This is a genomic window from Vibrio sp. 1401, from assembly GCF_033340295.1.
This window is the reverse complement of sequence record NZ_JAWOWF010000032.1, coordinates 1-14,077: the sequence shown is the minus strand read 5'-3', so window position 1 is coordinate 14,077 and position 14,077 is coordinate 1. Positions and strand designations below refer to the sequence as shown.

At 46.8% G+C, this 14,077-nt stretch carries 14 protein-coding genes; 9 read left to right on the top strand and 5 right to left on the bottom strand.

Going from position 1 to position 14,077, the window contains the following annotated elements; translation table 11 throughout:
• The first annotated feature begins 1 nt into the window (after position 1).
• Together R7Z77_RS15990 and R7Z77_RS15985 are read left to right on the top strand one after the other, a co-directional pair.
• Positions 2 to 493 (top strand): type II secretion system protein M, encoded by a 492-nt coding sequence (locus R7Z77_RS15990; protein WP_318136742.1) that lies wholly within the window; start codon positions 2 to 4, stop codon positions 491 to 493.
• A gap of 1 nt (position 494) precedes the next feature.
• Complete coding sequence (locus tag R7Z77_RS15985) at positions 495 to 1,256, top strand: type II secretion system protein N (protein ID WP_017635007.1); 762 nt, start codon at positions 495 to 497, stop codon at positions 1,254 to 1,256.
• 303 nt (positions 1,257 to 1,559) lie between these two features.
• Here R7Z77_RS15985 and cysQ read toward each other — a convergent pair whose 3' ends face one another.
• The 4 genes from cysQ to R7Z77_RS15965 all read right to left on the bottom strand — a co-directional run bounded on the left by cysQ (position 1,560) and on the right by R7Z77_RS15965 (position 4,585).
• Positions 1,560 to 2,387, bottom strand: coding sequence for a 3'(2'),5'-bisphosphate nucleotidase CysQ (gene cysQ, locus R7Z77_RS15980; RefSeq protein WP_005379308.1), 828 nt, complete (start codon positions 2,385 to 2,387; stop codon positions 1,560 to 1,562).
• Between the two features lie 44 nt (positions 2,388 to 2,431).
• On the bottom strand, positions 2,432 to 3,001 hold the full coding sequence (nudE, locus tag R7Z77_RS15975; RefSeq protein ID WP_065275013.1) for an ADP compounds hydrolase NudE: 570 nt from the start codon (positions 2,999 to 3,001) through the stop codon (positions 2,432 to 2,434).
• Between the two features lie 176 nt (positions 3,002 to 3,177).
• Positions 3,178 to 3,762 (bottom strand): Fe-S biogenesis protein NfuA, encoded by a 585-nt coding sequence (gene nfuA / locus R7Z77_RS15970; RefSeq protein WP_005379313.1) that lies wholly within the window; start codon positions 3,760 to 3,762, stop codon positions 3,178 to 3,180.
• Positions 3,763 to 3,859: 97 nt separating this feature from the next.
• Positions 3,860 to 4,585, bottom strand: a complete 726-nt coding sequence (locus R7Z77_RS15965; RefSeq protein ID WP_215810582.1) for a ComF family protein — start codon at positions 4,583 to 4,585, stop codon at positions 3,860 to 3,862.
• Between the two features lie 84 nt (positions 4,586 to 4,669).
• Here R7Z77_RS15965 and bioH point away from each other — a divergent pair, with 84 nt between their 5' ends.
• Complete coding sequence (gene bioH, locus R7Z77_RS15960) at positions 4,670 to 5,437, top strand: pimeloyl-ACP methyl ester esterase BioH (RefSeq protein WP_005384724.1); 768 nt, start codon at positions 4,670 to 4,672, stop codon at positions 5,435 to 5,437.
• 124 nt (positions 5,438 to 5,561) lie between these two features.
• A complete protein-coding gene (locus tag R7Z77_RS15955) occupies positions 5,562 to 6,026 on the top strand; it encodes a hypothetical protein (protein WP_005379316.1) in 465 nt (154 codons plus the stop codon).
• A 104-nt stretch (positions 6,027 to 6,130) separates the two neighbouring features.
• On the opposite strand, the gene R7Z77_RS15950 is transcribed toward R7Z77_RS15955, so the two are convergent.
• Positions 6,131 to 8,452, bottom strand: coding sequence for a Tex family protein (locus R7Z77_RS15950; RefSeq protein ID WP_053349750.1), 2,322 nt, complete (start codon positions 8,450 to 8,452; stop codon positions 6,131 to 6,133).
• Positions 8,453 to 8,681: 229 nt separating this feature from the next.
• Here R7Z77_RS15950 and R7Z77_RS15945 point away from each other — a divergent pair, with 229 nt between their 5' ends.
• The 5 genes from R7Z77_RS15945 (at position 8,682) to envZ (ending at position 13,916) form a co-directional block, all read left to right on the top strand.
• A complete protein-coding gene (locus R7Z77_RS15945) occupies positions 8,682 to 10,562 on the top strand; it encodes an ATP-dependent zinc protease (protein ID WP_005384728.1) in 1,881 nt (626 codons plus the stop codon).
• Positions 10,563 to 10,679: 117 nt separating this feature from the next.
• Complete coding sequence (gene greB, locus R7Z77_RS15940) at positions 10,680 to 11,171, top strand: transcription elongation factor GreB (RefSeq protein ID WP_005379321.1); 492 nt, start codon at positions 10,680 to 10,682, stop codon at positions 11,169 to 11,171.
• A gap of 105 nt (positions 11,172 to 11,276) precedes the next feature.
• Complete coding sequence (locus R7Z77_RS15935) at positions 11,277 to 11,672, top strand: DUF1090 domain-containing protein (protein WP_017635004.1); 396 nt, start codon at positions 11,277 to 11,279, stop codon at positions 11,670 to 11,672.
• Positions 11,673 to 11,801: 129 nt separating this feature from the next.
• Positions 11,802 to 12,521, top strand: a complete 720-nt coding sequence (ompR, locus tag R7Z77_RS15930; RefSeq protein WP_005379333.1) for a two-component system response regulator OmpR — start codon at positions 11,802 to 11,804, stop codon at positions 12,519 to 12,521.
• Between the two features lie 102 nt (positions 12,522 to 12,623).
• Positions 12,624 to 13,916, top strand: coding sequence for a two-component system sensor histidine kinase EnvZ (gene envZ / locus R7Z77_RS15925; protein ID WP_017820700.1), 1,293 nt, complete (start codon positions 12,624 to 12,626; stop codon positions 13,914 to 13,916).
• The last annotated feature ends 161 nt before the right edge of the window (positions 13,917 to 14,077 follow it).

Here is a 14,077-nt window from a genome sequence, read left to right as displayed (position 1 = left end):
GATGAAAAATTTAATTTCTCAAGCTCAGGTTTGGTGGAGCAGCATCTCGCAGCGTGAGCAGCGTTTGGTCATGGGATGTGGCGCTATTGCCGTTATCGGTATTATTTATTGGGGTTTATTACAACCAATGAGTCAACGTGCGGAGCTAGCTCAGTCACGTATTCAAAGTGAAAAGCAGTTGCTAGCTTGGGTACAAGATAAAGCGGATGGCATCACTGCACTGCGAAAAAGCAGCGGTGTGAGCTACTCTAGTAAACCGTTGAATCAGTTAGTTTCTTCTTCAGCTCGTCGTTATAAAGTTGAGTTGATTCGAGTACAACCTCGTAATGAGAGCGTTCAAGTGTGGATCAAACCACTCGCGTTTAATCAACTAGTGGATTGGTTACGTTACTTGAAAGAGCAACAGGGTATTGAAGTCGAATTTTTAGATATCGACCGAACAGAGCAAGCGGGCATGATCGATGTAAACCGCCTTCAGTTTAAGCGAGGTTAAGGTGAAGCGAGCAGTACTTTACGTTGTTATCTTTATCGTCTTTTTTTCAGTCAGTCTTTTAATGGGATTACCAGTCTCTTGGGTGTTACAACAAGCACCAACAGTGAGAGGCCTGGACATTCAAGGAGCCAACGGTTCGGTATGGCAAGGTCAAGCTGCTAGTATTCGTTGGCAGCGCCAGAACCTTGGAGAAGTTAATTGGGATTTCCAATGGTCGAGTCTACTGACAGGTAAAGCTGAGTTTGCTGTGCGCTTTGGTCGTGGTAGTGAAATGGACGTTCGTGGGCGCGGTTTTGTCGGCTATAGCTTAAGTGATGGCCCTTATGCCAAAAACTTAGTTGCCTCGATTCCGGCGGTAAAAGTTGTTGAGCAAGCGCGCCTCCCTGTGCCTGTTGGTGTTGATGGGCAGCTTGAGCTGAATATTCGTCATGCGACTTATGCTGCGCCTTGGTGTAAGAACGGTGAAGGCACTTTAGTATGGAATGCCAGTGGTATTCAAAGCCCCGTTGGCAGCTTAGATCTCGGTCCTGTGATTGCCGATATAAACTGTCAGGATAGTGTATTGACGGCAACTGGTGAGCAGAGCAGCAAACAAGTCTCTGCGGCGTTTTCCGCTGAACTGATGCCTAATCAACGGTACTCAACCAAAGCGTGGTTCAAACCTGGTGCAGAGTTCCCATCCAGCATGGGGGAGCAACTGAAATGGTTGGGTAAGCCGAATGCTCAAGGTCAATATGAGTTTAACTACCAAGGGCGCTTCTAACCTATCGTGACAAAATCCAATATCTTAAAAGAGCTGCTATTGTGCAGCTCTTTTTGCTTTTGGATCATCGTAAGCTAAAACCTCTATTCGCTGTACATTCGATCTTGATTGGGAGTGAATGAAAGTTTAAAGTCATGATTTTTTAAGCGATTTGTTTCTTTTGTTCAGCTTTGCAAGTAACTGGAACATGGTAGGCCAAATACTCCAAGTGCTGTACAGAAGGTCAAAAAGAAAAGGCCACGAAGATATTCGTGGCCTTTCTATTGCTAGAATTTTGTGCTCTAAATTTTACCGATAGGGCGCTTAATCTTTGCGTTGTAAAATCTCATTCCAAGGTAAATCCGCATCACCAAGAACAATAAAATTCGGGTTTTCTAGTGTTTCCCGCTCGTTATATGACAGCGGTTCTAATTGCGTGCTGAGAATACGTCCGCCAGCTTCTTCAACAATGCATTGTGTCGCAGCGGTGTCCCACTCACCTGTTGGACCTAGTCGGAGATAGCAATCTACCGCCCCTTCCGCGACGAGGCATGCTTTCAATGCCGCAGAACCGAGCGGTATTAAGTCGTAATTCCAGGCGCTGCTCATACGGTTAGTAATACGATTGATGTCTTGGCGACGACTAATAGCAATTGCGATGCTTTGCTCTGGCTGTTCGTGTTTGTGTGTATGGATTTTGACGCTGTCCGACATGTCGGGAATTTTCCAGGCGCCTTTGCCATTATAAGCGTAGTAAGTCACGCCAGATACAGGACCGTAAACGACGCCCATGGTTGGTCGATTGTTGTCGACCAACGCGATAATAGTGGCAAAGTCACCACTGCGAGCGATGAATTCTTGAGTACCATCAAGAGGGTCGACTAACCAATAACGTTCCCACTGAGCGCGTTGCTCTAAGCTTATGTCTGCGTCTTCTTCTGACAACACGGGAATGTCAGGCGTCAGATCACTCAAGCGTTCAGTGATGAACTTGTGAGCTGCAATATCTGCACTTGTTACGGGAGTTTCGTCACTTTTGGTGTAGGCCTCGTATTGCTTCTTTTCATATATTTCGAGGATCATTTGCCCAGCACTGCGGGCAATCTCGATGACTTGAGGAAGTAGGTGAGATAGATCTTTTGTCATTGGCATAAGTGATAGTCCTTACTCACAGTGTTATTCGGTTCTAATGACCGTTATTGGTTATGATTGTGAGTGGTGTTTGGTAAGTGTTTCAGTGCCAACATTAGCGCTGTGATGCTTCGTGCTTCACAGAAATCCATGTGAGTTAATAACTCTTCGGCTTGCGCAAGTGGCCAACGCACAATTTCCAGTGGTTCAGGCTCATCGCCTTCTTGCTTCTCTGGATAAAGCGCCTGTCCTAAAAATAGAGTCATTTTGCTCGAAAAGTAAGATGGCGCGAGGATAACTTGTTTCAACGGGGTTAACTGATTGCAGCCAAAGCCGATTTCTTCTTTTAACTCACGATCCGCAGCTTGGTGTGGTGTTTCTCCTGGGTCAATCAGCCCTTTTGGGAAACCTAGCTCGTAACGTTCAGTTCCAGCGGCGTATTCACGCACCAGTAATAAATCGCCTTGTTCTGTTACAGGGACTACCATTACAGCATCTCGTCCACTTGGCTTCATACGCTCATAAGTACGGTGCTCACCATTGGAAAAACGAAGGTCGAGCGCTTCCACAGCAAACAGTTTGGATTTTGCAACCGTCTGGCATGAGAGTATCTCTGGTGGGGTTCGTTTCGGCATGACGCTGGCTCCTTGGTGTCGTTGGCGTTTACGAGATGCGTAAGATTCTTAATATATGAGAACTCCGCCTGAGTTTCTAGCGGATTTTACGAGTCGAGCTAAGCATCTCAGCATCACCTCAGTATCGATACAAAAATGGGAGACCGAAGCCTCCCATTTTCTGACAGTGTTTACTCTTAGTAGTAAGAGTGATCACCACGGTCATGTTCTGTAGCATCACGAACTGCGGTTAGTTCACCAATGAACTGGTTTAGCAGCTCTTTCTCGATGCCTTCTTTTAGTGTTACGTCAACCATAGAACAGCCATTACAACCGCCACCAAATGCAACAATCGCAACACCGTCTTCAGTGATCTCAACCAAGTTTACGTGACCACCGTGGCCAGCAAGTTGTGGGTTCACTTGAGTTTGGATAACGTACTCAACGCGCTCAACCAGTGGTGCGTCGTCCGCAACTTTACGCATTTTAGCGTTAGGTGCTTTTAGCGTTAGCTGAGAGCCCATTTTATCGGTAACAAAATCGATTTCAGCGTCTTCAAGGAATGGCAGGCTTAGCTCATCCACGTAAGCTGAAAAACCGCTGTAAGAGAGTTCAGTGTCGGTCGATTCTACTGCTTCTGGTGGGCAGTAAGACACGCCACACTCAGCGTTTTGTGTACCTGGGTTCACAACGAAAATACGAATGTTAGTGCCTTCAGGTTGTTGACCTAAAAGGTTAGCGAAATGCGTTTGCGCAGTTTCTGTAATAGTAATATTTGACACGACGAATACCCGAGTAAATTTGTAGGTTACTGCTGCTATTCTACTCTTGTTGACGTATGGGTCTAGTCTTTTTGATGCTAAGGCATGGCGAAGCGATCTAGAGAGAACGAGGAGCAGGTGTTCTGCAGATGCAGTAAATATCGATGCTTTCTACGCCAACTTCAAGTAGTAAATGACATAATTGTCGGACGGTACTGCCTGTGGTGACTACATCATCGACGATGGCAACATGGGAATAGTGAGGTTGCTTATTGAGAATAAACGCGCCTTTTAAGTTTTGTTCACGGCTTGTTTTGGTATTACCACGCTGTGATTGGGCGAGCTTTACTCGACGAAAGACCTTCGCATCAAAATTAGTCTGCAATTGCTTGGCGAGGTGTCGGGCTAAAACATCACTTTGATTAAAACCCCGGCGCAGGTAACGCTGCCAGTGCAATGGCACACTGGTAATGATTGGAGCTGGCGTGGTGATGCGCAGTGCCAGTTGCTCGGTTAATGCTTTTACATGCCAAGACTCTCCGTGATCTTTAAAGCGTTGTACTTCCCGTGAAAGGGGAAAGTCGTAATCGCCTAACGTGTATAGCCTTTGCCATGGCGGTGGCTCTGAAAGACATTCACCACAAATACTATCCGTACTCATTTCTTCTTTCTGTAATGATAAACCGCAGCGTTGACATCGTTTTACTGGAGTTAGGTATTTTAAACAGTGCTCGCACCAGCGCAGAGTATTTGTGTGGCTTGGTGTTTGAATAGGGAACCGACACAGGCCGCATTGACTGCTCAATACACGATGCATGATGTTTTGCCAGTGATGAGATAACATAGCGTTTATTCATGGTGATATTTTACTCAGCCTAACGCTTGGCTGAAGCCGTAGGGAATAAAATAAGTGGGAGAGATTGAGAGCATGAGCACGAAATTACACTGGCAGTCATTTGGTCAGGGACCAGATTTGGTGTTACTTCATGGGTGGGGCATGAATGGTGCGGTATGGCAGCAGACAGTCGAGTCTCTTCAACCTTATTTCCGAGTTCATGTGGTTGACCTTCCGGGGTACGGACATAGCGCCGAATCTCATGCTGAAGATTTAGACCATATTGCTAACTTGGTGGTGCAAGGTGCGCCAGAGAAAGCGATTTGGCTTGGTTGGTCCCTCGGAGGTTTAGTGGCGACGCATGTGGCATTAAATATGCCCGAGCGCGTGGCTAAGTTGATTACGGTTGCCAGCTCACCTAAATTTGCCGCAGAAAAACCTTGGCGTGGCATTCAACCGAATGTACTGAGTGCGTTCACCTCTCAGTTGCTAGAAGATTTCTCACTGACCATTGAGCGCTTTATGGCGTTGCAAGCGATGGGCAGCCCATCAGCGCGTAAAGACGTTAAACAGCTCAAGCAAGCGGTACTATCGCGCCCTCAGCCAAACCCTGAATCGCTGTTGGTTGGGCTAAACATCCTTGCTGATGTGGATCTGCGCGATGCGTTGACGTCTCTTTCTGTTCCAATGTTGCGTCTTTATGGCCGTTTAGATGGGTTGGTGCCAATTAAAGTAGCTAACGATTTAAGTGAACAGTTGCCTCATACCCAGCAGTTTGTTTTTAATCAGTCCTCTCATGCGCCTTTTATCACCGAACATGACGAATTTTGTGTTCAAATCCGAGAGTTTGCTCACGATTGAGCAAGTACGAGCGGAAATACCTCAAGTTGTTTAAAAAGTGGTCGATATAAAGGCTGGTGAGGTTTTATTAGCCAATAAAGCTAAGCCATATTGACGAGTTGGGCGACTCTGAGGAGGGTTCGCAATGATTGTGTCACCGACCAACGTAAGTGTGCCACTGATCGCCCCATCCGTGAATGTGCAGACGGAACAAGCAGCTCGCGACAATAAAGTCCGAGAGCCTGTAACGCCAACGGTCGCATTGGCCAAAACCAATGCAGAGCGAAAAGTAAAAGGTGACGACAAGCGCCGACGTCAGTCTTCTTGGGATCCTTCAGAGCATCCTGATTATGATATGGAAACGGAAGTCGACACGCGTTATCAAGAAGAGCCGGAAGATACACTAGAACGGCTTTTTAGTTTGCTTGCGCTCAAATCGTATAGTGAAGACCAGGGGAAAGGCTACGCGATCCGCTTTCGCTTACCAAAGCGCATTTTGGATGCTGCGATCAATGAAGGATTAATGGAAAAGCGCAGGAAGGTGATCAAGTTTCATTATGGTCATGCAGTCGCTCCCCATACCCCGTCAGAAGTGATAGCAGTATTATGACGACTCAATATCCTACTCAAACAAAAACGCTCCAAGCAGGTTGACTGATTGGAGCGTTTTCTTTTTAGTTATGAAAGCTCGTTAGCGGTGAAGCCTAGGTAAGGTTACTTTTTCGCTTTAGCAAACGCTGCAGCAAACGCACCGCCCATCGCGCTGTTCGATGACGAAGCATCACGGCGAGGCTGACGACGCTGCGGTTGGTCATTACGACGTGGCGCTGCTGATGAGCGTTGGCTGCGGTTGTCTTGACCCGGTTCGTCGTTCATACGCATCGATAGACCAATGCGCTTACGCTGCACGTCAACTTCCATCACTTTCACTTTGACGATGTCGCCTGCTTTCACCACTTCACGTGGGTCAGACACATAACGATCTGTCAGTGCAGAAATATGCACAAGACCATCTTGGTGAACGCCGATATCAACGAAGGCACCGAAGTTGGCTACGTTAGACACCACGCCTTCTAGAATCATGCCCGGTTCCAAGTCAGATACCGAGTTTACACCTTCTGCAAAGGTCGCCGTTTTGAATTCTGGACGTGGGTCACGACCCGGCTTATCCAGCTCTTTGATGATGTCTGTAATGGTTGGAACGCCGAAGTTATCGTCGGTGTAATCGACCGCATGCAGACCTTTAAGGAAGCTTGAATCACCAATCAGTGCTTTGATATCTTTGTTGTTCTTCTCAGAAATCGCTTTGACCACTGGGTACGCTTCTGGGTGAACCGCAGACGCATCAAGTGGGTTCTTACCATCCATGATTCGTAGGAAGCCTGCACACTGCTCGAACGCCTTAGGACCTAAACGAGGTACTTTCTTCAAGGTTGTACGTGCTTCGAAGCGGCCGTTCTCATCGCGGAAGTCGACAATGTTCTGCGCGATGGTGCTTGATAAGCCTGCTACGCGCGTCAGTAGCGCCGCAGAAGCAGTGTTCACATCAACACCAACCGCGTTTACACAGTCTTCCACAATCGCATCTAGGCGTTTTGCCAACATAGATTGGCTTACATCGTGCTGGTATTGACCCACACCAATAGATTTAGGATCAATTTTCACGAGTTCAGCCAATGGATCTTGCAAACGACGTGCAATCGACACTGCACCACGCAGTGATACGTCCATATTCGGGAACTCTTTTGCTGCAAGCTCAGACGCTGAGTAAACCGATGCACCCGCTTCACTCACGATGATTTTCTGAACTTTCAGGTTGCCACGTTTGATGACGTCTGCGACAAAGCTGTCGGTTTCACGTGAAGCCGTGCCGTTACCAATCGCAATCAAATCCACGTTGTACTTACGCACCAACTGATCAACGATTTGTGCTGACTTGTCGTATTGTTTTTGTGGTGGGTGAGGGTAGATGGTTTCGGTGGCAAGCACTTTACCTGTTGAGTCGACAACCGCGATTTTTGAACCTGTACGCAGACCCGGATCTAGACCAAGTGTTGCACGAGGGCCAGCCGGTGCTGCCATCAACAAGTCTTTTAGGTTAGTGGCGAATACTTCAATCGCTTCGATTTCAGCGCGCTCTTTCATTGCGCCCATTAGCTCGGTTTCCATGTGCATCGATACTTTGATGCGCCATGCCCAGCTGATCACTTGCTTACGCCAGGTATCCGCCGGTGCGCTGCTTAGCGTCACGCCATAATGGTCGGCGATAATCGTTTCGCAGTAAGACTGACGAGCGCCTTCTTCCTGTTCTGGATCAGCATTCATTGCCAATGTCAGGAAGCCTTCGTTACGGCCGCGTAGCATCGCCAGTGCGCGGTGCGATGGCACTTTGCTTAGGGGCTCGTTGTGGTTGAAGTAATCTTTAAACTTCTCGCCTTCTTGCTCTTTGCCTTCAACGACTCGTGAAACCAGTTCCGCATTGCGATTTAAGTGGTTGCGAATTTTTTCCAGTAAGTTTGCGTCTTCTGCGATGCGCTCCATGATGATCGCGCGAGCGCCATCCAATGCAGCTTTGGTGTCTGCGATGCCTTTGTCTGCATCAAGGTATTTGCTTGCTTCGCTTTCTGGCTCGGTTTGTGGATGATTCCAAAGCTGATCTGCGAGTGGTTCAAGACCAGCTTCAATCGCGATCTGACCTTTCGTACGACGCTTGGGTTTGTAAGGTAGGTATAAGTCTTCAAGACGAGTTTTGCTGTCTGCCTGCGCGATCTCTTGTTCTAGCTCTGGCGTCAGTTTGCCTTGCTCTTGGATTGATTTGAGGATGATTTGACGGCGATCATCCATTTCACGAAGGTAAGACAGACGGCTGTCCAAAGTACGAAGCTGGGTATCATCAAGGCCCCCCGTCACCTCTTTGCGGTAACGTGCAATAAAAGGGACAGTGTTGCCATCATCAATTAGGGTGACAGCGGCGTTGACTTGCTCTGGGCGAACATTCAGTTCTTGAGCAATCATGCGACAGATAGCTTGGCTCATCCGTGTTTTCTCTTTTAATTCAGTTTTGGTTGTATAGAACATTGGGGTCGTTCGAAGAATTTGCAATGTTTTAAATTAACGAGGCAAAAATTTACCGGGCGCTGGTGGACATCAGTCATATTTATGTCAAAACTGTAATTAAATTGAGAACTTATATCCGCAGTTATCGACTAACCTAATTCCACGGTTGTTGATATCACTAAATGTACCTCGGCTTATACGGATAATCATGATGAAAAAAATGTCTTTGGCGTTAGCGCTTACGAGTGCCTTACTTGCCGCCCCGCTTAGTTGGGCGCAGTCTATCTCAGGAACCACACAAGCTCCCGTTTATCAGCTCGATAACAAATTGGTACTAGGGCGTGTGGAGAGCGTCTACTACAGTGACATTCCGGAACTAAAAGCGGTGCCATTTATTGGCAAGATTGATACTGGTGCAGATACGACATCGATGCATGCGGAGAATATCCATGTCAGTAGCTCACACCCAGATTACCAAGATTTGAAAGATAACGAGTTACTTTGGGCGATTGTCGATGACTTAGGTGGTACGAAGGCAAAGTGGGACGCCGACAGCTTTAAGCCATATCAAGTAAAGGTTAGCTTTACGGTTCCTCACCCTTATACAGGGAAGGAAATACAGATTACCGATGATCTGGAAAGAGTGAGCGCGATTCGCAGTCGAACAAGCAAAAAGCCCATCCTACGCCCGACAATAAAAATGCCGATGACAATCGCTGGTCACACCGTTGATACGGAAGTGAACCTGACCAAGCGTACGCAATTCTCTTCTCCTATCTTGATTGGTAAAACTTATCTCGATGATAACGCATGGGTCTTCGCTGGTTACGATTATCTTCAAGAACAGCCAAGCGCAAAAATGATTGGCAAAAAAGAGACGGTTGAAGTCGAAGGTGTGCCATATAAGATCAGCATTTCAACTTCTAGCCGTTATACCAACGTCCATGCACTGGACATCAAGGTAGACAAAAAGCATAACGAAGTCTCTTTTATGTTAGAGGGCGAGAATGGCAAGCGTCATCCAATGACATTACCCTTGGTACGAATGCTGAAAACGACCAAAAGCGAGCGTCCTTTAGTCTATTTACCCGTCAAAGTCGGCGAAAACGAAACTCAACGTTGGTTGGTGTATCTGCGTGATCGCAGTAAGTTCAGTTCGCAAATTCGCTTAGGTCGGGACGTCGCGAGTCAGCACTTTGTTATTGATACGGACAGAGAAAATCTATTGGGTGGCGTAGAAAAAACGTTCAAAAGCGCACTCAAATCAAAACCTCTTGTCGTTTCACCAGAAGAACAGGTCACCATTGATGGTTATACCGTCCCTGCTTACCCCACTTTTACTGTGAAAACGCCATTACTGCGTGTAAATGGGTTTGAAGTAACAGAAAAAGGTAAGGATGAATCCGTCACGTTTTATTTAATGAACGATGAGGGGAAAGAAGAAAAAATCACCAAACCAGTGTTGAAAAAGCTCAAGGTTGGCAGCGCGGTTCGCCCTGTTGTCGAAGGAGACTTTCTTCTCGGTAGAAAAGACACATCAATGAAGTTTGCGCTCGATGTGCTTGATGAGGGTGACACTCAACCCTTTTTCGTCTTTGGTCATGACATAGCCAAGGGTGGTGTGTTGCTGAACACTCGCGCAGACCATCTACTAGATGCAAGGCCACTTTTCAAAGCTGGCCATATCGAAGTGGCTGAAGTTGAGGGGATGTCTTTCCCTGTGAAGTTAGACACGGGTGCAGATGTAAGCTCAATCAATGCTAAGAACATCAAGCAGTTTAAGAAAGACGGCAAAGACATGGTGAGCTTTACCTATGAGAACGATCTTGGCATGAAACAGGCGTTTACCAAGCCTGTTGTTGATGTCATGCGTATTAAAGCTAAGAAAGGCGAGAAAGCGAACGTACGCCCTGTGGTTGAAATGCATGTTAAGCTTGGCGAATTAGAGAAGAAGATCCGAGTCAACTTACAGGACCGAGGTCGCTTCCATTACAGCATGATTTTAGGTAAAAACTTCCTAAAACATGGCGCGGTTGTTTCGAGTGATACGAATTACATCGTGACGCAAAAACCGGATTACGAAAAGTAACACTCTGGCCGCCTTATCACCTTGATACCCAAAGCCTGAACAACATTGGATCTTTGGGTATATCATCTCCTTAATGCTGCCAAAGAGCAGCATTTTTTAGTTGAGATAGGAGTTAATTTGAAAACTAAGCTGATTACACGAGAAGGTTACAACAAACTCAAACAAGAGCATGATTACCTTTGGAATGAAAAGCGCCCGGAAATCACCAAGATCGTCACTTGGGCGGCGAGCCTGGGCGATCGCTCAGAAAATGCGGATTACACCTTCAATAAACGTTTACTCCGTCAGATCGACCGTCGTGTCCGCTTCCTTCGTAAATTCCTGCCAGAAGTCACGATCGTTGACTATTCTCCGCAACAAGAAGGCAAAGTCTTTTTTGGTGCATGGGTGGAAATAGAAAATGAGGCAGGAGAAGTGAAAAAGTTTCGTATTGTCGGGCCTGAAGAGATTTATGGCGATGCGAAAGACTACATCTCTATCGATTCACCTATGGCGCGAGCGATGTTGAAAAAACAAGTGGATGAAGAGTTCACGGTACGCACCCCAGAAGGTGAAAAAGAGTGGTTCATCAACTCAATTGAATACACTCAACCGGCCTCAGAAGACTGAGGCTTTATCACCGATTCAAGTCTCATGAAGTTCACTAGAAGTGACTTGGGTCTCAACGTCAGAATATTTGGTATAAAGGCATGGTGCCTTTCTCGGAGAAGTAAAATGAACAAAGCAGTCATGTGTAGTGCTGCACTAACAATAGGTTTCTCACTTTCAGTTTTTGCTCAAGATGAAGTGAAAGGCTGTGACGCTAAAGAGTTAGCGGTAGAGCAGCAGCTTGAGTATGCAAAAGCGCAAGGTAATGAGCATCGCATTAAAGGCTTGGAGCAAGCACTTTCCGCTATCCAGAATGAATGCTCGGAAGGTGAGCTGCGCCAAGAGCTGCAAGCAGAAGTGGAAGAAAAGACTAAAGAAGTTGAGGAGCGAGAGGAAGAATTAGTCGAAGCTCAGCATTCAGGGAAAGCAGACAAAATTGAGAAAAAACGTCACAAGCTGGCTGAGGCACAGCAAGAGCTGCTTGAGGCCAAACGTGAACTGGAATGGAATTATGGTCAATAGTAGGTGCTGAAAATACCTGCTAGAGAGAGAATAAAGCGCTTAAGATAAAAAGAGTAACAATTTGCTTGAGCACGTTAGGAAAAACAGTGATACATTTTCGACAATAGACGCTTCTGAAAGGATGTTTCAATGCAAGAAAATCATAAAATTTTAGTGGTTGATGACGATGCTCGTTTACGTGCTCTATTGGAGCGTTACCTTTCTGAGCAAGGTTTTCAGGTACGAAGTGTCGCCAATGGCGAACAGATGGATCGCCTACTAACGCGCGAAAACTTTCACTTAATGGTGCTGGACCTAATGTTGCCAGGTGAAGACGGTTTGTCAATTTGTCGTCGTCTACGCCACGCGAACAATATGTTGCCAATCTTAATGCTCACCGCGAAAGGTGATGAAGTGGACCGCATCGTAGGTCTTGAGGTAGGGGCGGATGATTATTTGCCAAAACCGTTTAACCCACGCGAATTATTGGCTCGCATCAAGGCCGTATTACGACGCCAAACCGTAGAGTTGCCGGGTGCACCAAGCACGGAAGAAAAAGTGGTGGAGTTCGGGGAATTCCGACTCAATCTAGGCACTCGCGAGATGTTCCGCGGTGATGAGGCAATGCCACTCACCTCTGGAGAGTTTGCTGTTCTAAAGGCGCTCGTGATGAATGCACGTGAGCCAATGTCACGAGACAAATTGATGAACATGGCGCGTGGCCGTGAATATTCTGCAATGGAACGTTCTATTGACGTACAAATCTCACGTTTACGTCGCATGTTAGAAGACGATCCGAGCAAGCCGCGCTACATTCAAACCGTATGGGGCCTAGGTTATGTTTTCGTCCCAGACGGCAAAGAGGTGTAACCTCTTCACTCCATAGCCAGCACTTGGCTATAGCAACTTCAGCCTTCATTACCTTCCCTTTGAAGGCTGAAATTTCGCGATTAGGACCACTAGGAACGTTCCATGCGCATCCGAAGTTCACTGACACAATCTATTCTGCTGTTCATCTCTTTGCTTCTCGCGAGCCAAGTTTTCTCTTACTACGCCGTTTTTAACTACGCGTTGATGCCGAGTTTGCAGCAGTTCAATAAAATTCTCGCCCATGAGCTCAATTTGGTGCTTGATGATGAAGGACCTTTAAAGTCTGATGCACCGTTAAGGCGTCAATTATTAGAAAGATTAGGGGTGACGGTTCACAGCCTTGACAGCGATAAGGCGATTGAATTTCATCACGCAATGTCGATTGATTTGATGTCTGAAGAAATGAGCCAAGAGCTGGGTTCGCCTACAGAAGTACGCTTATTGCTTGGCGATGAAAGTTACATTTTGTGGATGCACATCGAAAAGTTGCCGAACTCCATCATTCGTATTCCGTTATCTGAGCTGCAAGAAGAAGATTTTGCACCGCTGTTTCGTAACAGTTTGATTATGGCGCTGCTGATCATTGCTGGTGGTTGGTTGTTTATTCGTTTGCAAAACCGTCCACTTTTGGCTTTAGAGAGAGCCGCGAAAGACGTCGGTCGAGGTGAGATCCCGCCCCCCTTAGCAGAGAAAGGCGCATCGGAGATTCGCTCTGTAACTCGAGCCTTTAATCAAATGTCGAAAGGTATTCAAGAGCTAGAAGAAGACCGAGCCTTATTAATGGCGGGGATTAGCCATGACTTACGAACGCCTCTGACGCGTATTCGCCTAGCGACAGAAATGATGTCTCCTGAGGACAGCTATCTTGCGGAGGGGATCATTAGCGATACGGAAGAATGTAATGAGATCATCAGTCAGTTTATGGATTACCTCAAACCGGTGAACCAAGAATCGTTTGAAGCGGTTGATATCAGTACGATTGCCAGTGACGTCGCCAGTTCTGAAGGTGGTTATGAGGTTGAAATTGAAACAGATCTTAATCTTAACTTGCCGCCAGCCAAAGGAAGCGCGATTGCGATTAAGCGGGCGATCAGTAACTTAGTTGTGAATGCGCTACGTTATGGCAATGGCTGGGTCAAAATCAGCACTGGTGTGACAGCAGATAAGCAGCTAGTGTGGATTTCAGTAGAGGACAACGGACCGGGTATCGAGCATTCTCAAATCGCGAGGTTATTTGAACCCTTTACGCGTGGTGACACAGCTCGCGGTAGTGAAGGCACTGGGCTCGGGTTGGCGATTGTGAAGCGTATAATCAGCCAGCATTCAGGTTCTGTGGTGATGCGTAATCGCAGTGAAGGCGGTTTAATCGCTCAAATCAGCTTTCCTACCAAGTAAGTCGATGGCCCGCACCCTTTAAAACAAAAAGCCCAACCTAAATAGGTTGGGCTTTTCTTATTCTCAATAATCTTAAGACTCTTTGTAAGCGCCCCATGAACACACGGGCGCTTTTTTATGTGTGGGAGAAGTTCCAGGGAAGAAGTGAGTCGATATCAGGC